Here is a 21,644-nt window from a genome sequence, read left to right as displayed (position 1 = left end):
CGGGGCGGTGATGTTCAACGAGGCGTCGCCATAGGCGTGTTGGCGGCTGCGGACCTGGTAGTCCGCGGTGGTCTTGACGGGGCCCGCGGCGGCGTTCGCGGGGACGCTGACGGGCACCTTCACCGTCGCGCCCTCGCCGGGGTCGAGGGCGGGCACGGTCACGGTCGGCGCGCTGTAGCCGTCGGGCAGGTCGAGCGTGACCGAGCCGGCGGGCAGTGCGACGTCGTTCTGGCTGACGACGCGCACGGCGACCTCGGTGGTGGCGCCGGCGCGCAGGCCGGACGGCGGCGTGACGGTGACGGGCGCGCACACACCACCGAGCCACTGCAGGTCGAACGACGAGTAGGTGATGTGCTTGTAGCCGGCGCGTTCCCACAGCAGGCCCATGCGGGGGTTGGCGCCGGTGCCGTCGCTGAGCGGGGTGAGGGTCGAGTACGCGGCGGAGCCGGGCTCGACGGTCTTGCGCATCGGCCAGTTCTCCCCGTTGTCACAGGACATCCGGACGGTGAGGTTGCTGCGGCTGTCGGTGGTCGCGGTGTTGCTGAACATCAGCCAGGATGCGCGCGGGTGCGAGGCGTCGACGTCGGGCGCGAAGCGGGTGATGGAGCCGTTGTTGGCCGGGTCGGGCAGTTCGGTGTCCGGCTTGAAGGGCGTGTAGGTGACGCCGCCGTCCTTGGAGTAGGCCACCGTGCGGTACGGCTTGGAGCGGTTGTTGAGCATGACGCGGCCGTCGGAGAGTTCGACGGTCTTGTTCTCGTCGCCGCCCGGCCCGACGGGGGTGCCCATCTTCCAGGTCTTGCCGTGGTCGTCGCTGTAGGCGCTCACCGCGTAGTTGGCGCCGTTGTCGCGGATCGCGTACTGCTGGATCAACCGGCCCTTGTACTTGCCGTGGCGCAGTTGGATGCCTTCGCCGGAGGCGGCGAACATGCCTGCCCAGGCGGGGTTCTTGATGTCGGCGGTGATGCGCTCGTGCTTCCAGGTCCGGCCGTCGTCGTCGGAGTAGCTGTAGTCGGCCTGGAGGACGTCGGGGTCGTTCTCGTCGTTGCCGGTGGCCGAGCCGAAGAAGCCCTGGTTCACGGAGGCCGCGTAGAAGACGAAGATACGGCCGGTCTCGCGGTCCACGAGGAGGCTCGGGTCGCCGTAGCCCTTGGGGGCGGGGTCCTTGCGGACGGTCTGCTGGGCCTGCCAGGTGGCGCCCCCGTCGGTGCTGCGGCGCACGACCACACTGATGTTTCCAGGCAGGTCGGCGAGGGTGGGACGGGCGTCGTAGGCGGCGATCAGCGTGCCGTCGTTGGTCTTGGTGAGCGCGGGGATCCGGTAGTACGGGGAGCCGGTGCCGGCCGTCGCCAGGTCCTCGGAGGCGAGCGTGCCGATCTCCGCACCGTTGGCACCGGTCGTGGTGGCGGCCACCACGGCGAGTGCGGCGGCGAGGGTCACCAGGGGGACTCTTGTCTGCATGGACGGGCCTCTTCTCGGATGGGGTTCAGGCGAGTTGGGGTGCATGCGGGGGGTGTGCTCCGGTGGGTTTCCCGGCGGCGAGGAGGTCTCGCACCCAGGAGAGCTGTTCGCGCCGGTGGTGGCCCTGACCGCCTTCGTGGCCGTTGAACTCGTAGACGCGCAGGTCTTTTCGGCCGGCGTAGCGGTGGTAGGCGGCGAAGCAGGTGGAGGGAGGGCAGATGTCGTCCATCATCGCGATGGAGAACAGGGCGGGCGCCGTGGCCCGGGAGGCGAGCAGGGCGGCGTCCACGTACGACAGGGTGCGGAACACGGTGTCGGTGCGGTCGCGGTGCAGGCGCAGGTACTCGGCGATCTCGGTGTAGGGGCTCGTGGCGGAGATGCGGGCGGCGCGGCGGATGTCGCAGAGGAACGGGACGTCGGGCATGACGCCGGCCAGGCCCTGGGCGAGCGCGGCCACGGCGAGGGCGATGCCGCCGCCCTGGCTGATGCCGGTCACCACGATCCGGTCCGGGTCGACGGCCGGGTGGTCGCGGACGGCGTCGACGCAGCGCACGGCGTCCGTGAACACCCGTCGGTAGTAGTGGTGTTGCGGGTGGTCCACGCCCCGGGTGAGGAATCCGGGGACCGTGCCGCCGAGGGTGGCCGTGTCGGTGGTGTCGCCACCGGCCGTCGACCAGCCCTGGCCGCGGGTGTCCATGATGAAGTGCGCGTACCCGGCGTTCGCCCAGAGGAGGTTCTCGTGCGGGAGGCCTCGGCCCCGCCCGTACCCGAGGAACTCGACGATGCAGCCGAGGGGTTGGGGTCGGCCGGCCGGCAGGTGCAGCCAGCCGCTGACAGGGTGTCCGTCGTGGCCGGGCACGGTCGCGTCGTAGGTGGTGACCTGAGTCAGGCCGGTGTCCACCGGTGCGTAGCGGGGGCGGGTGTCGCAGGCCCGTGCTTCGTCGAGGGTGCGGGTCCAGAACCGGTCCAGGTCGGCGGGTTCGTCGAGGTCGGGCCGCAGTGCGAGGCACTGGGCGAGCGTGAGGTCCGTCAGTGGCATGTGAGGCCCCGGGGGTGAGGCGTGCGCGCGGCGCAGCACGGAAGTACGGGAGCGCGAGGAAGCCCCGCACACCGGGACAGCAGACGTCTGATGTCCTCTGTCCTGGGACCTTAAGGATCCGCACCACGGGCGTCAAGAGCCGTACGGAGAAGCGGAGTTGAGGCAATTCACCGGAGGGCGCGCCACGGCATGCCGGAGCGGCGCACGCCCTTCGGGGTGTGCGCCGTCCGCGACGGTTACGAGGTCAGCGGCGGGTGCGAGCCTCGGTGATCCGCTGACGCACAGGGCCGTAGTGCTCGGTCAGGGCTGCCGCGAACTCCGCCGCGTCGCGGGCCCGCACGGCGTCCACGATGCGCTGGTGGTTGGCGATGGTGGTCGCCCCGTACTCGTCCGTGAAGACGTCGAGGTGCGGCGCGACGATGACGTACACATCCCAGAACGCCTCGGACAACTGCCCGATGAGGTTGTTGCCCAGCGGCGCGACGAGCAGCGTGTGGAAGGAGCGGTCGGCGTCGACGAAGCCGCTCCCCGCGCCGACTTCGGCCTCGCGCATCCTGTCGACATGCCCCTGGAGGCGGTCGATCTGCTCCTCGTCCAAGGTCTCGACGAGGCGTTCCGCCATGCCGCGCTCGAACAGTTCGCGCACCTCGACGAGGTCCCACAACACCTGGAAGTCGTCGTCCGGGCTGAGCAGACCGCGGAAGGTCAGGCTCTCCACCAGGGCCGAGAGGCTCAGGCGGCCCACGTAGGTGCCGTGACCGTGGCGCACCTCGACGATATCGAGGGCGGTGAGGATCCTGATGGCCTCCCGCACGCTGGAGCGGCTCGCCCCCAGGGCATCACAGAGGGCCTGCTCGGCGGGGAGCGGATCACCGGGACGCAGTTTGTTGCGCAGAATGTACGACTTGATACCGTCGACAACCTCCTGCCTCAAGGGCTGCCGCGCGGACTTGGGCTCCGGCATGATCGGGCTTGCCACCCCCTGCTCAACCGCCACCTCTTGACCCCTCTTCTCGACCGGACTACCTTCCCACACTATCAAGGCGTCAGACATCATACGTCTTACGCCCAGCCGGCGAGGAAGCGAACACTCTCGCCGCAGGACGGCCCCTTCTCCGGCTGTCCTCTCCTCTCTTTCTCCCGCCTGGAGGACCTCTTGCCCTCGTGCAGCGCAGCCGGCGTCGACCGCCGCACCTTCCTGAGAATCACGAGCGCCATCGGTGTGACGACGGCCATCACCACCGGACTGACGGCCTGCGGCGGCCCCGCCTCCAGCGGCGACAACGGGCAGCAGAGCGGCGGCAGCGGTAGCGGCACCCTCGAGGCGGGTCTGTCCTACCCCCTGTCGACCGGCTTCGACCCGATGATCACTTCCGGCGCCACCCCGTACGCCGCGAACATGCACATCTTCGAAGGGCTGGTCGACCTCGACCCGGCCACCCTCGTCGCGGCGCCCGCGCTGGCCACCGCCATGCCGAAGAAGCTCAACGCCACGACGTACCGGGCCACCCTGCGCGAGGGGGCGACCTTCCACGACGGGTCCGCCGTCACCGCCGACGATGTCGTCTTCAGCTTCGAGCGCGTCCTGGACCCGAAGAACGCCTCGCTGATGGCCCAGTTCGTGCCGTTCATCGACAAGGTGAGCGCGGTCGACACGAGCACGGTCGAGTTCAAGCTGAAGTACCCCTTCGCACTGTTCCCCTCCCGGATATCCGTCGTCCGGATCGTGCCGAAGAAGATCGCGGGCGCCGACGCCAAGGCCTTCGACGCGAAGCCGGTCGGCTCGGGCCCTTACCGCTTCGTCCAGGCGGTACGCGAGGACAAGATCGTCATGGCGAAGTACGGCAAGTACAACGGCCCGCACCCCGCCAAGGCGGAGAAGCTGGTCTGGCATCTCATCTCCGACCCCTCCGCCCGCGTCAGCGCCCTGCAGTCGGGCCGTGTGCAGGCCATCGAGGACGTGCCCTACATCGACTTGAAGGGCTTCACCGGCAAGAAGAAGGTCGAGTCCGTCCAGTCGTTCGGGCTGCTCTTCCTCATGTTCAACTGCGCCGACAAGCGGTTCGCCGACAAGCGGGTGCGCCAGGCCCTGCACTACGCCCTGGACACCGAGAAGCTCATCAAGACCGCGCTGCTCGGCAACGCCGAGGCCGCCAGCGGTTACGTACCGCCGAACCACCCCGACTACCACAAGGCCGCCACCGTCTACGGCCACGACGTGGCCAAGGCCAAGAAGCTGCTCGCCGAAGCCGGCGCCGAGAAGCTGTCCTTCACGCTGCTGCTCACCGACACCGGCTGGGTCAAGGACATCGCCCCGCTGATCAAGGAGAGCTGGGCGGAGGCCGGCGTCGAGGTCAAGCTCGACATCGCGCAGTCCCCCGCCCAGTACGCGAAGACGGACAAGGGTGACTTCGACGCGTTGGCCGCGCCGGGCGACCCGTCCGTCTTCGGCAACGACGCCGACCTGCTGCTGCGCTGGTTCTACTACGGCTTCTGGCCGGAGAAGCGGTACGGATGGTCCGGCTCGGCCGCGTACAAGAAGACCAAGTCGCTCCTCGACCGGGCCGCGAACACCGCCGACGAGAACAAGCGCAAGGAGCTGTGGGGGCAGGTCACCGACCTGGTCGCCGAGGAGGCCGCCCTCTACCCGGTGCTGCACCGCAAACTGCCCACCGCCTGGGACTCCGGAGCACTCGCCGGCTTCCAGCCGCTGCCCACGACAGGCCTGTCCTTCGTCGACGTCGGCCGCGCCTGAGCCTCGCGCCGCCCGAGACCGCCGGGCCCGCTCCGATGGTGGTGGGTGGGCCCGGCCCCGATCTCTAGGAACCTCACGATGGTTGCATTCCTCCGGCTCGCGCTGCGCCGCCTCGCCATGATGCCGGTGATGATTCTGGGCATCGCGCTGCTGGTCTTCGTGGTCCTGCAGTTCTCGCCGGCCGATCCCGCGTACAACGCGCTCGGCGACAGTGCGAGCCCGCAGGCGCGGGCCGCGTTCGCCGAAGCGCACGGCCTCAACGACCCTTTGCCGGTGCGGTACTTCGACTTCCTGGGCCGACTGGTGCAGGGAGACCTCGGGATGACGGTGCCGCCGAGCCAGCCCGTCGCGATCCGTATCGTGACAGCGTTTCCGCTGACGCTCCAGCTGACGCTGCTGGGTCTCGCGCTGGCGATCGTGCTCGCGCTGGCCCTCGGCGTCACCAGCGCCATGTACCGGGACCGCTGGCCCGACCAGGTCTTCCGGGTCGTGTCGATGGCCGGGATCGCGCTGCCGTCGTTCTGGCTGGGTGTCCTGCTGATCCAGCAGTTCGCCCTGAACACGCCGCTCTTCCCGACCGGCGGCTACGTCAACCCGGCGGACTCCTTCACCGGCTGGCTGCACAGCATGGCCCTGCCCGCCGTCTCGCTCGCACTGCCCGTCGCGGCGTCGCTCGCCCGGCTCATCCGTACGTCGATGGTGGCCGAACTCGACCGCGACTACGTCCGCACGGCGCGCGGCAGCGGGCTGCCGCCGTCCCTGATCGTCCGGTCGGTGCTGCGCAACGCCCTGGTCACCCCGCTCACCGTGCTCGGCGTCAAGGTCGGCTACCTGCTCAGCGGCGCCGTGGTCATCGAGGCGATCTTCGACCTGCCGGGCATGGGCAAGCTGATCCTCGAAGGCGTCACCGGCGGCGACGTCGCGCTCGTGCAGGGCACCGTGCTCACCATCGCCATCGCGTTCCTCGTGGTCAACGTCGTCGTCGACCTGCTCTACCTGCTCGTCAACCCGCGTATCAGGACGGTGTGATGTTCGCCCCCCGCTCCCTCGCCGAGCGCCTCGCCCGGCCCGGCACGCGCCTGCGCCGCCTGCCGCTCAGCTCCCGCATCGCACTCGGTGTGCTCGTCGTGGTCATCCTCGGCGCGCTCTTCGCCCCCTTGCTCACGCAGGACCCGCTGACCACGGGCACGCCGGCCCAAGCACCGGACGGCGACCACTGGTTCGGCACCGACCGGGCAGGGCGCGACGTCTTCGCCCGCGTGGTGCACGGCGCCCGCTACTCGCTCACCATCGGCTTCGGCGCCACCCTGCTCGCCCTGGTCCTCGGCGCACTGCTCGGCGCGCTCGCCGCCACCTCGCGGCGGCTCGCCGACGAGGGCGTGATGCGCACCCTCGACGTCGTCATGTCGTTCCCGCCGATCGCGCTCGCGGCCGTTCTGGTCGCGGTGTTCGGCCCGAGCCTGCCGGTCATCATCTTCACCATCGCGTTCGTCTACTCACCTTCGCTGGCACGCGTGGTGCGCGCCAACGTCCTGGAGCAGTACGGCGAGGACTACGTCGCCGCCGAACAGGTCATCGGCGCCCGGCGCAGGTACATCGTCGCCCGGCACGTGGCCGTCAACTGTGCTGCTCCGGTGCTGGTGTTCGCCACCGTGATGGTCGCCGACTCGATCATCTTCGAGGCGAGCCTGTCGTTCATCGGCGCCGGTGTGCAGGACCCGGACCCCAGCTGGGGCAGCGTCCTGGCGTACGGCAGGCAGATCCTGCTGTCCGGCGGCTGGTGGGCCACCTTCTTCCCGGGCCTGTGCCTGCTTGTGACCGTGCTCGCGCTGAACATCCTGTCCGAGGGCATGACCGACGCGGCCGCGTCCCCGGACAAGTCCCGTACCGGCGGCAGCGATCCGGCCGAGGCTCCGGCGGCGGCCGCCGCGGATTCCGGTGCCGTCGACGCCGCGCTCGCCGAACTCGCCGAGCGCCTGGCCGCCATCGAGCCCGCCGTCCGGCCGCTTCCGGCCGATGCCCCCGAACTCCTCGTCGTGCGGGACCTGACCATCCGGTTCCCCGACCGGTACGGCGACACCCGTGTCGTCGACGGGATCTCCTTCACCGTCCGGGAAGGCGAAACCCTGGGCCTGGTGGGCGAGTCCGGCTGCGGCAAGTCCATCACCAGCCTCGCGATCATGGGTCTGCTCGCCCGTAACGCCGAGGTCTCGGGCGAGATCCGTTACCGCGGCCGCGACCTGCTGACGCTCTCCGCCAAGGAACGCCGTGCCCTGATGGGTCCGGAGATCGCGATGGTCTATCAGGACGCCATGTCGTCCCTGAACCCGTCCGTCCTGATCGGCACGCAACTGAGGCGCCTCACGTCCCGCGGCGGCACCCGCACTCCTGCCGAACTCCTCGATCTGGTCGGCCTCTCCCCCGAACGCACCTTGCGCAGCTACCCGCACGAACTGTCCGGCGGCCAGCGCCAGCGTGTCCTGATCGCCATGGCGCTCTCCCGCAGCCCACGGCTGCTCATCGCCGACGAGCCGACGACCGCGCTCGACGTCACCGTCCAGGCCCAAGTCGTCGAACTTCTCGTGCAGTTGCGGGACGAGCTCGGCTTCGCGATGGTCCTCGTCTCGCACGACCTCGCCCTCGTCGGCGACCTCTCCCACCGGGTGGCCGTCATGTACGCGGGCCAGGTCGCCGAGGCCGGCGAGACCCGCGCACTGCTGACCGACCCCGCACACCACTACAGCCGCGGCCTGCTCGGATCGGTCGTCTCGCTGGAGGCGGGTGCCGAGCGGCTGCACCAGATCCGTGGTGTCGTGCCCGCGCCCCGCTCCTTCGGCGACGGCTGCCGCTTCGCCTCCCGCTGTGCCGCGGCGACCGAACTCTGCACCACGACACCACCGACCGCCGCCGCACGGGACGCCCACGACGACCATCGGTTCGCCTGCCACCACCCCGCGAACCCGGCTCGCCCGACGCAGCCGGCCCAGCCTCTCGGGAGCACCCGATGACCGCGACGCAGCACTCCCCGGACACCCGGGCCACCGCCGTCGACCCGCTGATCCGGCTCGACCGGATCCACGTACGCCACAAGGCCCGCAGCGGAGGCGTGCTGCGGCGGGACTCCGTCCACGCCCTCACCGACGCGTCCCTGGAGGTGCGCCGCGGCGAGATCGTCGGCATCGTCGGCGAGTCGGGCTGCGGAAAGTCCACGCTGGCCCGCGTCATCACCGGGCTGCAACGTCCCACCGACGGCCAAGTGCACTTCCGCGGTCAGGACCTGTGGTCCCTCAGCCCGTCGGCACGGCGCACCACGTTCGGGCCCGCCGTCGGCGTCGTCTTCCAGGACCCGTCCACCGCGCTCAACCCGCGCCTGCCGGTCCGCCGCATCCTGCGCGACCCGCTGGACGTGCACCGGCGTGGTACGGCACGGGCCCGCGAGGCGCGCGTCCTGGAACTCCTCGATCTGGTCGGGCTGCCGGGCCACACGCTCGAAGCGCTGCCCGGCCAGCTGTCGGGCGGTCAGCGTCAGCGGGTGGCCATCGCGCGTGCCCTCGCCCTCGAACCGGAGCTGATCGTCGCCGACGAGCCCACCAGCGCCCTCGATGTCTCGGTGCGCGCCCAGATCCTCAACCTGCTCACGGAGCTGCGCGATCGTCTCGGCCTCGGCATGGTGTTCATCTCCCATGACGTGCAGACCGTGCGGTACCTCGCGGACCGCATCGCCGTGCTCTACCTGGGCCGTGTCGTGGAGGAGGGGCCCGCGGACCAGGTCACCGACCGGCCGCGGCACCCGTACACCCAGGCGTTGCTGTCGGCCACGCCGAGCCTGCTGGAGCGCCCGGAGCGAATCGTGCTGCACGGCCCCGTGCCCTCCGCCACGCACCCTCCGACCGGCTGCCCCTTCCGTACCCGCTGCTGGAAGGCGGACGACGGGTGCGCCACCGCGTTCCCCGACGTGGAAGAGGGCGACGGCGGACACCGGTGGCACTGCGTGCGCCCGCTGCCCGCGGCGGCAGCGCCGGCTCCGCGCAGCCGCCTCGCTTGAGCAGGGACTCAAGAGACCGAGATCCGTAGAGGACGTCGACAGGCCGTGCCGGAGCTCTCCGGCACGGCCTTCTCCTTGCCTCACACTCGACCAGCTGGTTGCACAAATAGCAACAGTGATGCTGGAGATGCATCTCTTCGCGCCGCCCCTCTTGACACTCCGGAGCTCCGTTCCCATATTGGCACCCATCGTTGCTTCTCGCGCAACACCGATGCATGGGAGCCAGGTTCCATGAGCAACTCCACCGTCCCGCCGGGCACCGACACCGGGACCGACACCGGGACACGTCGCCGGGTCGTCGCCGCCAGTTTCATAGGCAACTTCGTCGAGTGGTTCGACTACGCCGCGTACGGCTACCTGGCGGCGACCATCTCGACGGTCTTCTTTCCGGCGACCGACCGCACCACGGCCCTCCTCGCGACGTTCAGCGTGTTCGCCCTCTCGTTCCTCGTGCGGCCGCTCGGCGGGTTCGTGTGGGGGCACATCGGCGACCGGGTCGGGCGGCGCAGCGCGCTCTCGCTCTCCATCGTGATCATGTCCGTGGCGACCTTCTGCATCGCCCTGCTGCCCAGCTATCAGGCCGTCGGGCTGCTCGCGCCGCTGCTGCTGCTCGCCGTCCGCATCGTGCAGGGCTTCTCGGCCTCCGGCGAGTACGCGGGCGCCTCCGCGTTCCTGGTGGAGTACGCGCCCGAGGGACGGCGCGGGCTCTACGCCTCCGTCGTCCCGGCCAGCACCGCGACGGGGCTGCTGCTCGGCTCGCTGCTCGCGGCGCTGCTGACCGATCTGCTCTCCGCGGAGCAGATGCAGAGCTGGGGCTGGCGGCTGCCGTTCCTCCTGGCCGCGCCCATGGGCCTGATCGGCCGGTACATCCGGCTGCGCCTCGAGGACACCCCGGCGTTCCGCGCCCTTGAGGGGCAGCAGGAGGTCACCCGGACCCCCGCCAAGGAGATGCTGCGGGACAACCGGCGCCCGCTGCTGCTCGCGATGGGGGCCACCGTGCTCAACGCCGTCGCCTTCTACATGCTGCTCAGCTACATGCCGACGTACCTCTCCGAGGAGCTCGGCGTCGACGCCACCGCATCGTTCCTCGCCACCACCGTCGCGCTCACGGTCTACATCGCCTTCGTCTTCTGCACCGGCCTGGCCTCGGACCGGTTCGGCCGGAAGAAGCTGCTGATCGGGGCCTCCGCCCTGTTCGCCCTGGGCGCCGTGCCGGCGTTCCTGCTGCTCGACGGGGCCGGGCTGCTGACCGTCATCGCGGTCCAGGTGCTGCTCGGCGGCATGCTCGCGCTCAACGACGGCACCCTGCCCAGCTTCCTCGCCGAGCAGTTCCCGACCCGGGTCCGCTACAGCGGCTTCGCCATCAGCTTCAACCTGGCCAACGCGCTGTTCGGCGGCACCGCGGCCTTCGTCGGCACACTGCTCATCTCCTGGACCGGCAGCCCGCTCGCACCGGCCTGGTATCTGGCCGCCGCGGCGCTCGTCTCCCTCGGAGCCGTGCTCGCCGCGCGCGAGACGGCACGCCGGCCGCTCCGCGAGGAGTGAGCCCTCCCCTCGTCCGACCACTCCCCGCCCCGGCCGGCCCCGGCCGGCGGCACCGCACCACACCGCACCGCAACCATGAGAAGGAGCACCCATGTCCGTCACCGACCTCCAGCGCCTGAAGCTCATCCGCAACGGCGAGAAGGAGCAACTGACGTTCTCCGACGCCGAGATGGAGCGGCGGCTTGCCGGGCTGCGCAAGGTGATGGCCCAGGGTGACATCGACGTCGCCCTGTTCACCTCGTACCAGAACATCAAGTACTACTCCGACTTCCTGTTCACGGCCTTCGGTCGTCCGTACGCGCTGATCGTCACCGCGGACGACCAGATCACGGTCACCGCGAACATCGACGCCGGCATGCCCTGGCGGCGCTGCTACGGGGACAACGTCGTCTACACCGACTGGCAGCGCGACAACTACGTGCACGCCATCCACGAGACCCTGAAGCAGCGGGCGATCGCCCCGCGCCGGATCGGCGTCGAGCACGACAGCCTGCCGCTCGACCAGCTGCGGAAGTTCCAGGACGCCTTCTCCGGCGCCGAGTTCACCGACATCGCGGCGGCGACCATGCGGGAGCGGATGGTCAAGTCGGACGAGGAGATCGCCCTCATCAAGGAGGGCGCACGCATCGGCGACCTCGGCGGTGAGGCGGTGCGCGCGGCGATCGCCGAGGGCGTCGCGGAGTACGAGGTGGCGCTGGCCGGCACCCAGGCCATGGTCCGTGAGATCGCCCGCGCGCACCCGCACACCGAGATCCGGGACACCTGGGTGTGGTTCCAGTCGGGCATCAACACCGACGGCGCGCACAACTGGCCCACCACCCGCCAGGTGCGCCGCGGCGACATCCTCAGCCTCAACTGCTTCCCGATGATCTCCGGTTACTACACGGCCCTGGAGCGGACGTTGTTCTACGGCGAGCCCGACGCCCGCTCGCTGCAGCTGTGGGAGATCAACGTCGAGGTGCACCGCCGCGGCCTGGAGCTGATCAAGCCCGGCATCAGCTGCGCCGAGATCGCCCACGCCCTCAACGAGATCTACATCGGCCACGGCCTGCTGCCCAACCGCACCTTCGGCTACGGCCACTCCTTCGGCGTGCTGTCCCACTACTACGGCCGCGAGGCGGGCCTCGAACTCCGCGAGGACATCGACACCGTCCTGGAACCCGGCATGGTGGTCTCCATGGAGCCGATGCTCATGGTGCCCGAGGGCGAGCCCGGCGCGGGCGGCTACCGCGAGCACGACATCCTCGTCGTCGGCGAGACCGGCACCGAGAACATCACCAAGTTCCCGTTCGGCCCGGAACACAACATCCTGGGCGCCTGACGCCCGATCAGCGACAGTGAGCGCGGTGCCGCATCGTCCTGAACGGACGGTGCGGCACCGCGCGTACGACCATGCGGCAGGATGGGCGCACCATGGCAGACACTCAGACGGACAAGACGACCGACGGCGCGGGCGAGAACCGCGGCATCTCCGTGCTCCACAACGGCATCTCCGTACTGCTCAGCTTCAGCGCGGACGAGCCGCTGCTCGGCGTCACCGAGATCGCGGCACGGGTCGGCCTGCACAAGAGCACCGTCTCCCGCATCCTCGCCACCCTGGAGCTCGACGGGCTCGTCGAGCGGGACCCGGAGACCCGGCGCTTCCGCCTCGGACTCGGCGTCATCGCCATGGCAGGCCCGCTGCTCGCCGATCTCGACGTACGACGGGTCGCGCACCCGGTGCTGCGGGAGCTGAGCCGCCGTACCGGCGAGACCTCGGCGCTGATGCTGTGGAACGGGTCGGAGGCGGTCTGCGTCGAGCAGGTGCCCAGCCACCACGAGGTCAAGCACACCACCCCGCTCGGCACCCGCTACACCACCGCGGCCAGCTCCTCCGTCCAGGTCTTCCTCGCCCAACTGCCCGCCCCCGCCGCGCGATCCCTGCTGACCGGCGGCGCCCTGGTCCTGCCCGGCACGGACGACACGTCGCTCGACGCGTACCTGGCGCGGCTCGACGAGGTGCGCGAGCGGGGGTACGCCACCAACTACGGGGAGACCTCGCTGCAGGAGGTCGGCGTGGCCGCGCCGGTCTTCGACCACCGGGGCGACGTGGCCGCCACCGTGCTCATCTCCGCGCCGCGCTTCCGGATCTCCCCCGACCAGCTGCCGATCCTCGGCGAGACCGCGCGCGAGGCGGCGGACCAGGTGACACGGCGGTTGGGCGGGCACCGGCCGGGACCTGACACGGACTGACGGCTCCCTGCCGGCCGAAGGCGACGCCGAGCAACTCCCGTACCGCCTTGCCTGGTACGGGAGTTGCTCTGCGTGCAGCGGGAACGTCAGCCGGCGGCCGGGCCCGTGGGCCGCGGCACGTACTTCTCGGGTACCTCGACGCGCTCGATGTGCCGGATCTCGGTGACCGTGCGCGCCGTGTGGGCGGCGATCTCGGCGAGTGTGGTGACCCACATGCCGTCCAGGGCGCGGACGTCGGCGATCAGCCGTTCCAGGGCGGCGGCTCGGGCGGGCCGGCCGGAGAGGAACGGGTGGTTGGTGAGGACGAAACAGCCGCCCTCGGCGTGCTGCGCCTCCGCTTCGAGCAGCCACATCTCGTGCGCCTTGCGCGGGCTCTCGATCACGCCGCTGCCGGTCCAGCCCGGGTAGAAGGCGTACTGCTCCCAGTCGTCGAGGCTCCAGTCGACGGGTATCTCGACCAGGTCGCCGGGCTCGGCGCGGCCGCGCAGCCGGTAGGGAACGTCGCCGTCGAGGAGGCTGGAGTCGTAGGCGAAGCCGCGCTCGACGAGCAGGTCCGGCGTGTGCCAGTTCATCTCCCACCACGGGGCCCGGTAGCCGACCGGGTGTGCGCCGGCCCGGTCCAGGGCCTCCAGGCCGCGGTCCAGGTACTCCGCCTCCGTCGCCGCGTCGATGCCCCGCATCGGCTCGTGCAGGTAGCCGTGGTGGGCGACCTCGTGGCCGTCGTCGACGATCGTGCGCACCAGGTCGGGGTAGGTGTCGGCGGTGAAGCCCGGGACGAAGAAGGTGGCCCGCACATCGAGGCGGCGCAGCAGCCGCAGCAGCCGGGGGACGCCGACGCGCGGCCCGTACGCCTGATGGGACATCAGGGACATCCGGGAGGAGGCCGCGGGGTCGTGGGCCAGGACGCAGGACTCGGCGTCCACGTCGAAGGTGAACGCGGCGGCGGCGCGGCGGCCCTCGGGCCAGGGGAAGTTCATCGTCGGGCCTTTCCAGGTGCGGGGGACGCGGGGCGGCCGGAGGCAGCGGTCTGCTGCGTCGGGGGCGCGGTCGGGATGCGGCGGGCGGCGCGTGGGCCGAGCACGGCGTACACGCCCGCGCTGGTGAGTCCGCCGGCCAGCCAGGACAGGTCGACGCCGCCGAGGGCGACGGCGGCCGGGCCCTGGAACGGCGGGATCACTCCGTACATGAAGAGCCAGGTGGCGAGGACGCCGGCGGCGAAGGCGGCGAGGCCCGCCCCGTTCACGTCCGGCAGGCGGCGGGTTCCCACCGGGTCGAAGAGGCGCTCGACGCCTGCCGTGCCGCGGTCGATGCGGCCGTAGTGGACGAGCATGATGCCGCCCCAGGAGGAGACCCAGGCGACCAGGCCGATCAGCCAGCTGTCGAGGATGGCGGCGAAGTCGGACTGGTAGATGAAGAAGACCACGACGCCCATGGAGAGGACCCCGACGACGCTGCTCAGGGTGCGCCGGTGCACCTTGATGTCGAGGGCCTGAGCGGCGACGGTGAAGGTGTAGATGTTGAGGATGTTGGTGGCGATCGGCCCGTGCAGGACGAGCAGCAGCACGGGGACGGCCAGGGCGCCGAAGTTCTCCACGATCAGTCGCCCGGGGTCGACGTCACCGTTCTTGGTGGCGAGCGTGGCGCCGAGGACGCCGAGCCAGACGACGGGCACGAACTGACCGAGTGTGCTGGCCAGATAGAGCTTGTGCCGGGGCATGCTGCGGCTGACGAAGCGCGAGTAGTCGGCGGCGTAGGTGAACCAGGTGATGCCCCAGCCGATGCCGATGGCGGTCATCACGGCCGTCATGGCGGCGAACCGGTCCTGGCCGGTGAGCACCTCGCCGGGCGGTCCCGCGTACGACCAGTCGATGTCGAGGAAGAACCACGCGGCCACCGACATCGCCACCAGGACCACGATGGTGGGCGGCACCGTCCAGCGCTCGAACGCGGAGATCGCGCGGTAGCCGACCCAGGAGATGACCACCTGGATCCCCATGATCAGGGCGGCCACCCCGATCTTCCAGGCGTGGTTGGCCTGGAGCGGGTCGACCACGCCGAGCCGGCCGAGCAGCGCCATGACCAGGTCGAGGATGATCCAGGTGTTGACCGAGCACCAGCCGACGGCGAGCAGCGCCTGGATGGCGGCGGGCAGATAGTTGCCGCGGCGCCCGAAGGCGGCCCGGCCGAGGACCATGCCGGTCACTCCGGTTCGCTGCCCCAGGAGGACGAACACCCCGAAGAACGCCATGCCGATGAGGTTGCCGACGACCAGCACGATCAGGGTGTCGGCGAGGCCGAGGCCGAGGTGCACGCCCAGCGCGCCGAGGACCCAGTTGATGGGCGCGATGTTCGCCCCGCACCAGATCCAGAACTGCCCGGAGACGCCGGTGGTCCGCGCGCTCTCCGGTACGGGCTGCAGCGTGCCTTCGATGTCATGGGCGGACGGCCCGGGGACCGGGGACCCCTGAGGAGATGGGGGTGGCTGGGGGGATGGGGACGGTGACATCGGTTGACTCCCAACGGGGGCAGGCTCCGTGCGGATGGCCGGGCGGCACGGCCGGGCCGCCCTGCTTGCCGAGTCATCCTGGTGGCCTGCATCACACAGGCCAACGCACGATCTGTCGCACAGTCGGCGGGAAGTGCTACACAAACCGTCATGCAGATGACGGTGTCGCGCGTCCTCGCCCATCCCAGCCTCGCCCCGGCAGGGCCCCGGGTCCTCACCGGCTCGGAGGGGCTGGAGCGAGCGGTGCGCTGGATCCACTCCAGCGAGGTCCTCGCGATCGCGCCGCTGCTGCGAGGTGGCGAGCTGCTGCTCACCGGCGGCACCAACCTCGCGCATGCGAGCGAGGACCAACTGCGGTGCTACGCAAGGAGTCTGGCGGAGCGCGCGGTGGCGGGCGTGGCGATCGAGACCGGCGGGGAGCTGTCCGCCGTACCGCCCGCGCTGCTCGCCGAGGCCTCCGCCCTCGGCTTCCCGGTGGTCGAGCTGCGGCGGGTCGTCCCGTTCGTGGAGGTCGCCGAGGTGATCAACGCGAGCCTGGTGGACGACTCCGTGGTGCGGCTGCGCTCAGCGGGCGTGCTGTCCCACGCGATGTCCGGGAGCCTCGCCGACGGCGGCGGTGTGCAGGAGGTTCTGGACACGCTCGTACGGCATGTTCCGGCCGGGGCCGCGCTGTTCGACGCCGTCGGCCGGGTGATCGCGACGAGCGGTCCCGTGGGCCGTTCGGGGCTCGAACTGCCGGACTCCAGGGGCGGAACGGCGGCGCCGCTGGCGATTCGCGGGGTGCCCACGGCCACGCTGGTGCTCTACCCGGACGCCGCGGCCGATGTCGCCCTGCTCGAACTGGCGCAGGACCGGGCGGTGGAGGCGCTGCAACTGGCGCTGATGCGCACCCGGCCGCCCGGCGCACAGGAGCTGGCCGCGAGCGAGCTGGTCCGCCTCGCCGCGGGCGGCAGCGCCCATCCGCAGCGCATCCGCCGCCTCGGCGCGTCGCTCGGCTTCCCGCCCGACGCCCCGGTGGTGGCGGTCGCGGTGCGGGCGGCGCGGACCCCGGCCGCGCTTCGGGGCCTGGACGCCGTCCTCGCCCGGCACGGGCGGACCGCGGTCGACATGCCTTCCCCGCTCGCCATGCACGCGCTGGTCTCCCTGCGCGCACCGCACCGCGCCGCGAGCGGCGTCCGGCCCCGCCTGATCGCGGCACTCACCGAGTGGTGCGCCGACGACCGTACGGCGATCGCCGTCGGGCCCGCACTGCCCGAACTGGCGGACGCGGCGGCCTCGTTGCGGGCGGCGACGGAGTGCCTGCCGCGTCCGGGCTGCGCGTTCACGGGCGGCGTCGCCGACGCGACCGAGCAGGGCGTACAGCGGCTGCTGCTCGACGACGCGTTCCGCACCCCCGCGGAGCGGCTCGTACGCGAACAACTGGGGCTGCTGCTCACCCTGCGCGACGAAGAGCGCGACCTGCTGCTCACCACGCTGGGCGCGTACTTCGACTCCGGCTTCAACAAGACCCGCACGGCAGCCGACCTGCACCTGCAGCGGCAGTCCCTCTACGCCCGTCTGCAACGCGCCTTCGACCTCCTCGGCGGCGACCCGACGGGCACCCCTCGCGCACTGCCGTTGCATCTGGCGCTGCGGCTTTGGCGGGGGTTGCTGTGAGGCCGGCGATACCTCGACGCTCCTACGACCGGTGCGGCCCGGCCGGACCTGCCCGAACGCCACGTGCCGTGGGAGACGGTGGGAGACGGTCTACGAACGCTTCCGGCTGTCGTCGGCCGACGGCACCGTGGCGAGCGTCTGTCCGGCGCTGTCACCGGCCGGGGCCTTGCCTCTCCGCAGCAGCCCGAGCACGACACCGGCCAGGAAGAGCACCGGCGTGGGCAGGAGCATCAGCCAGTTCGCCAGGCCCGTCTGCCCAGTCACCACCTCGAAGTTGGTGACGATCAGGACGACGCCGACGATCAGGCCCAGCGCCCCGAGGGCAGGTGCGACCAGGACTCGCGAGCTGCTGTGACCCCGGCGGTCCCTGCCGAAGAAGGCCACCATGGACAGGGCGCAGACGGCCTGGGCGACGACGATGCCGACGACACCGGACGAGTAGGTCCAGATGCCGAACTGCAGATAGGGATCGAGGCCGGCCGCCAGCGCCAGCAGCACCGCGACAGCGGCCACCGCGGTCAGCGTGTGACTCGCCGCGTACGGGGATTTCAACCGGCGGTGGGTCCGGGCCAGGGCCCGTGGCAGCAGTCCCTCCCTGCCCAGGGCGAACAGGTAGCGGGCGCAGGCGTTGTGGAAGGCGATCACGCAGGCCACGAAACTGGTCACGATGAGCACGCGCATCAGGACGACGGCGCTGGTGCCCAGATAGTCCCCGGACATGGCGAAGAGCATGTCCCCGAAATCATCCGCACCGGCCGCGGCCACCACGCCTTCCACGCCGAACGCGACGATGACCGTCCAGTACGTGAACGCGTAGAACCCGGCCAGGAAGGCGATGGCGATGTATGTGGCGACGGGCACCGTCCGTTCGGGCCGCTTCGCCTCTTCCGCGTAGATGGCCGTGCCCTCGAAGCCGATGTACGAGCCGAATCCGAGGACGAAGAGGCTGCCGGCGCCCGAGGCGAAGTACACGTGCGCAGGCGAGAACGAGGCGAAGGAGACCGGCTCCGGCCCGCCCTTGGCGAGCACGGCGAGGGAGAGAACGAGGAGCAGGCCCACCTCGGCGGTCAGCAGGACGGCAAGTACCTTGGCGCCGACGTCCACCTGACGGAAGCCGAGCAACCCGACCAGGGCCAGAGTGGCGAGCGCCCACACCCCCCAGGGCAGATCGACCCCCAGGAGGTCTTCCGCCGTCTCAGCCGCGAAGTAGCCGATGAATCCGTAGAAGCCCAGGAGGAGCAGCGCGTAGGCGGACATGGTGGTGAGCGCGACCCCGGCTCCTGTGGAACGGCCGAGCCCGCGGGTGACGTACGCGTAGAAGGCTCCGGCGTTGCGTACGTGGCGGGACATGGCGGTGAAGCCGCAGGAGAAGAGGATCAGCACGATTCCGCAGGCGACGATGGCGCCGGGTGCGCCGATGCCGCCGAGCCGGATGGTCAGGGGCGCGCCGCTCACCAGGACCGTGAGCGGCGCGGCGGCGGAGATGACGAAGAAGACGATGCCCGCCACGCCGAGGCGCCCGCCGGCCAGGCCGCCGGCCCCGGTGGAGTCGGCCGAGGTGGAGTCGGCCGAAGTGGTCGCGTCGGTGGTGCCGGTGCGTTCTTGCGACGGTGACATGAGGAACTCCTCAGTGCGGTGAGAGGCGAGGTGGTTCCGGGAGGCCCCGGGGAAGCGGGCCGTTCAGGCCAGGCCCATGGCGGCGCGCAGCCGGTCGTGGTTCAGGGCATGGGCGGTCACGCCGTCCCGGCCGACCATGGTCTCGGCGGCGACGAGGGAGTTGACGATCGCCTCCTCGGTCGCCTCGATGACCATGTCGAAGAGCGGCGTGAGGTGAGCGTTCGCGGCCATGCGCAGCGGGGTCTCGTGGGCGTCCTGGCGGACGTATTCGTCGTACGCGTACGGCGGGAGCCCCCGGTTGCCCGTGGAGAACGCCAGGAACAGGTCGCCGCTGTACTGCTCTCCCGTGCCGCCGAGTCGGCCGATGGCCAGTCCGGCCCGCTGGGCCAGGCGCGCGCACTGGTGCGGCAGCAGCGGCGCATCCGTCGCGACGACGACGATGATCGATCCGCTGCCCGGCTCCCACATCTCGGGCGCCTGAGGCACGGGCGTGACATCGGATCCGATCAGTTCGCCGACCGGTACGCCGTTGATGCGCAGCCGGTGCCGGCGGCCGTAGTTGGCCTGGACGAGGACACCGACGGTGTACGCCCCGTCGGCGGTCGGCCGGACACGCGAAGCGGTGCCGATGCCGCCCTTGAATTCGTGGCAGATCATGCCCGTGCCGCCGCCGACGCCGCCCTCGGCGACAGGGCCGTCCGATGCGGACGCGAGGGCCTCGAAGAAGTGATCGGGGCGGACGTGGTGGCCGTTGATGTCGTTGAGCAGTCCGTCGTACGTCTCCCCCACCACCGGCAGGCACCAGTAGAGCTGCTTCGTGCCACGTGCGTGCACCTGCGCCTGGACGAGTGCGTCGCGCACCACGCCGACGCTGTGCGTGTTGGTCAGGGCGATCGGCGAGGTCAACTGGCCGGATTCACGGATCCATTCGAGGCCGGTGATCTCGCCGCTCCCGTTCAGCCGGTGCGGGGCGGCGAAGACCGGCTCGCTCCAGATGTCCTCGTGCGGCATGACAACCGTGACACCTGTACGCACCGGACCTTCGCCGACGCGGAGCGGACCACTGCCCTCGACGAGCGTCGCGTGCCCGACGCGCACGCCCGGGACATCGGTGATCGCGTTGTGGTGGCCGGGGGTGTGCTCCCCGATGACAATGCCCAGATCACGAGCTCGCACAGTGCCTCTTCTCCCGAGTTATTTTCACGTGCGGAAAAAAATGGAAGAGGGAAGCTCGATACACAAGACCCGGGGTCAAACGAGTTGCTGCGGGCGAGTTGCAGCGGGCGAGAGCTTAGACTGGGGGAGTTCCCTGCCGGAACGTCAAGAAACGGCTTGCAGGGTGCGCCAAGACATCCGGAGCACTCGGAGGGGACAACGGAATGGCTCGGCCGAGCACGAAGGAGGAGCGGCGTCTCGACATCCTTGCGGCTGCCCGTGCGCTGCTGCTGCGGTGGGACACCGAGGTGAAACTGCCGGACGTGGCCAAGGAGTTGGGCGTGACGCCCAACGCGATCCGGTACTACTATCCCGACGTCGAGGAACTGATGCGGGACATGCACATCCGGGCGACGGAGCGGTTCTACACCCGGCGCGTCGAGGCGGCCGAGTCCGTCGACGACGCACGCGAGCGTCTCGCCATCACCATCGCCGCGGGCCTGCCGACCGGCCCCGACGACACCGAGTGGCGCCTGCTGTGGCGCACCCTGATCGCCTCCGGCGTCGAGCGCGGACGCTCCGAGGTCACGAGCTCCGTCTACCACCGCCAGGTCGGCCTCTACCAGTCCATCCTGGAAGTCGGCCAGGCCCTCGGGCAGTTCTCCCTCTCGGGCAGGGCGATCGACGTCGCCCGGACTCTGATGGCTCTCGAGGACTACCTGGGCTTCCGGGTCATCGCCCACGACCCCGCGTTCGACCGGGCCACGGCACTGCGGATGGTCCGGGACTACGCGGAACTGGCCACGTCGTCGGAGCTGCCGCCGACGACGTGACCGGGCGTCGCGCGGCGCGTCAGTTCTTGTAGTCGGGGCAGGTCCGGTCGAGCAGGCGGAGCATGGCCGCCCAGGCGAGGTCATAGGCGTCGACGTCCTCGAAGTCCGCCTCGGCCTCCCCGGCAAGCTGCTGGGCGGTGTACTCGCAGACCTCGGCGGGCGGGACGACCAGAGGGACACCGCCGGCCTGGGCGGTGACCTGGATCTCGCAGGCCTTCTCCAGGTAGTACATGCGCAGGAAGGCGCGGGCCGCCGTCTCGCCGACGGTCAGCAGGCCGTGGTTGCGCAGGACGAGGGCCGGGTGGTCGCCGATGTCGGCGACCAGGCGCTGCTGTTCGTCGAGGTTGAGGGCGACGCCCTCGTAGTCGTGATACCCGACCCGGTCGTGGAACTCCATCGACATCTGATTGAGCGGCAGCAGCCCGTCGCGCTGGGCGGCGACGGCGCAGCCGGCCTTGGTGTGGGTGTGGAGCACACAGTGGGCATCGGGGCGGGCGGCGTGGATGGCGCTGTGGATGACGAAGCCGGCCGGATTCACGGCGTACGGGGTCGGTTCGACCGGCTTCCCGTCGAGGTCGATCTTGACAAGGCTGGAGGCGGTGATCTCCTCGAAGAGCAGCCCGTAGGGATTGATGAGGAAGTGGTGGTCCGGGCCGGGCAGCCGCATCGAGATGTGGGTGAAGATCAGGTCGGTCATTCGGAAGTGCGCTACGAGCCGGTACACGGCCGCGAGTTCGCGCCGGAGGCGGAGCTCCTGGTCGGCAAGGGTCTGCTCGGCGGCGGCGGGGAGAGTCGTGCTCATG

General features: G+C 70.7%; 17 protein-coding genes. 9 read left to right on the top strand and 8 right to left on the bottom strand.

The annotated features are described in order from the left end of the window. The 3 genes from QIS96_RS17905 to QIS96_RS17895 all read right to left on the bottom strand — a co-directional run. On the bottom strand, window positions 1–1,458 hold a 1,458-nt coding region (locus tag QIS96_RS17905; protein WP_282543626.1), incomplete at its 3' end, for an exo-alpha-sialidase. Between the two features lie 25 nt (window positions 1,459–1,483). Next, a complete protein-coding gene (locus tag QIS96_RS17900; RefSeq protein WP_282543625.1) occupies window positions 1,484–2,497 on the bottom strand; it encodes an acetylxylan esterase in 1,014 nt (337 codons plus the stop codon). Between the two features lie 244 nt (window positions 2,498–2,741). Then, window positions 2,742–3,461: a FadR/GntR family transcriptional regulator gene (locus QIS96_RS17895; RefSeq protein ID WP_282543624.1), complete on the bottom strand. Its 720-nt coding sequence runs from the start codon at window positions 3,459–3,461 to the stop codon at window positions 2,742–2,744. A gap of 192 nt (window positions 3,462–3,653) precedes the next feature. Between QIS96_RS17895 and QIS96_RS17890 the strand changes: the two genes are divergently transcribed. From QIS96_RS17890 to QIS96_RS17860, 7 genes are all read left to right on the top strand, one after another. Beyond that, the gene (locus tag QIS96_RS17890; RefSeq protein ID WP_282543623.1) at window positions 3,654–5,252 is read left to right on the top strand and encodes an ABC transporter substrate-binding protein; all 1,599 of its coding nucleotides are present in this window, start codon (window positions 3,654–3,656) and stop codon (window positions 5,250–5,252) included. A 78-nt stretch (window positions 5,253–5,330) separates the two neighbouring features. After that, window positions 5,331–6,281 (top strand): ABC transporter permease, encoded by a 951-nt coding sequence (locus QIS96_RS17885; protein WP_282543622.1) that lies wholly within the window; start codon window positions 5,331–5,333, stop codon window positions 6,279–6,281. After that, window positions 6,281–8,260 carry a dipeptide/oligopeptide/nickel ABC transporter permease/ATP-binding protein gene (locus QIS96_RS17880; protein ID WP_282543621.1) on the top strand — a complete coding sequence of 660 codons (1,980 nt, stop codon included), beginning with the start codon at window positions 6,281–6,283 and terminating at the stop codon, window positions 8,258–8,260. The genes QIS96_RS17885 and QIS96_RS17880 overlap by 1 nt, the downstream gene beginning before the upstream one ends. A 47-nt stretch (window positions 8,261–8,307) precedes the next feature. After that, window positions 8,308–9,297 (top strand): oligopeptide/dipeptide ABC transporter ATP-binding protein, encoded by a 990-nt coding sequence (locus QIS96_RS17875; protein WP_282543631.1) that lies wholly within the window; start codon window positions 8,308–8,310, stop codon window positions 9,295–9,297. Between the two features lie 231 nt (window positions 9,298–9,528). After that, window positions 9,529–10,842: an MFS transporter gene (locus tag QIS96_RS17870; protein ID WP_282543620.1), complete on the top strand. Its 1,314-nt coding sequence runs from the start codon at window positions 9,529–9,531 to the stop codon at window positions 10,840–10,842. 91 nt (window positions 10,843–10,933) lie between these two features. Then, a complete protein-coding gene (locus QIS96_RS17865) occupies window positions 10,934–12,163 on the top strand; it encodes an aminopeptidase P family protein (protein ID WP_282543619.1) in 1,230 nt (409 codons plus the stop codon). A gap of 92 nt (window positions 12,164–12,255) precedes the next feature. Then, the gene (locus tag QIS96_RS17860) at window positions 12,256–13,074 is read left to right on the top strand and encodes an IclR family transcriptional regulator (RefSeq protein WP_282543618.1); all 819 of its coding nucleotides are present in this window, start codon (window positions 12,256–12,258) and stop codon (window positions 13,072–13,074) included. An 86-nt stretch (window positions 13,075–13,160) separates the two neighbouring features. On the opposite strand, the gene QIS96_RS17855 is transcribed toward QIS96_RS17860, so the two are convergent. Beyond that, entirely contained in the window at window positions 13,161–14,051 is an 891-nt protein-coding gene (locus QIS96_RS17855; protein ID WP_282543617.1) for a polysaccharide deacetylase family protein, read from the bottom strand. Beyond that, entirely contained in the window at window positions 14,048–15,580 is a 1,533-nt protein-coding gene (locus QIS96_RS17850) for a purine-cytosine permease family protein (RefSeq protein WP_282543616.1), read from the bottom strand. The genes QIS96_RS17855 and QIS96_RS17850 overlap by 4 nt, the downstream gene beginning before the upstream one ends. A gap of 150 nt (window positions 15,581–15,730) precedes the next feature. On the opposite strand from QIS96_RS17850, the gene QIS96_RS17845 reads away from it, so the two are divergent. After that, window positions 15,731–17,236: a PucR family transcriptional regulator gene (locus tag QIS96_RS17845; protein WP_282543615.1), complete on the top strand. Its 1,506-nt coding sequence runs from the start codon at window positions 15,731–15,733 to the stop codon at window positions 17,234–17,236. Window positions 17,237–17,326: 90 nt separating this feature from the next. Here the strand turns inward: QIS96_RS17845 and QIS96_RS17840 are convergent, their stop codons facing one another. Both QIS96_RS17840 and QIS96_RS17835 read right to left on the bottom strand, forming a co-directional pair. Continuing rightward, window positions 17,327–18,853, bottom strand: a complete 1,527-nt coding sequence (locus QIS96_RS17840; protein ID WP_282543614.1) for an APC family permease — start codon at window positions 18,851–18,853, stop codon at window positions 17,327–17,329. A 63-nt stretch (window positions 18,854–18,916) separates the two neighbouring features. Beyond that, the gene (locus tag QIS96_RS17835; protein WP_282543613.1) at window positions 18,917–20,029 is read right to left on the bottom strand and encodes a DmpA family aminopeptidase; all 1,113 of its coding nucleotides are present in this window, start codon (window positions 20,027–20,029) and stop codon (window positions 18,917–18,919) included. Between the two features lie 203 nt (window positions 20,030–20,232). On the opposite strand from QIS96_RS17835, the gene QIS96_RS17830 reads away from it, so the two are divergent. Further along, the gene (locus tag QIS96_RS17830; RefSeq protein ID WP_282543612.1) at window positions 20,233–20,841 is read left to right on the top strand and encodes a TetR/AcrR family transcriptional regulator; all 609 of its coding nucleotides are present in this window, start codon (window positions 20,233–20,235) and stop codon (window positions 20,839–20,841) included. Between the two features lie 19 nt (window positions 20,842–20,860). Here the strand turns inward: QIS96_RS17830 and QIS96_RS17825 are convergent, their stop codons facing one another. Further along, window positions 20,861–21,643, bottom strand: a complete 783-nt coding sequence (locus QIS96_RS17825) for a class II aldolase/adducin family protein (RefSeq protein ID WP_282543611.1) — start codon at window positions 21,641–21,643, stop codon at window positions 20,861–20,863. Between the last annotated feature and the right edge of the window lies 1 nt (window position 21,644).

It is taken from the genome of Streptomyces cavernicola, assembly GCF_029968035.1.
In the GTDB taxonomy this organism is placed as follows: Bacteria; Actinomycetota; Actinomycetes; order Streptomycetales; family Streptomycetaceae; genus Streptomyces; species Streptomyces cavernicola.
The sequence above is the reverse complement of the archived record's forward strand: the minus strand, read 5'-3'. Positions and strand labels throughout refer to the sequence as shown.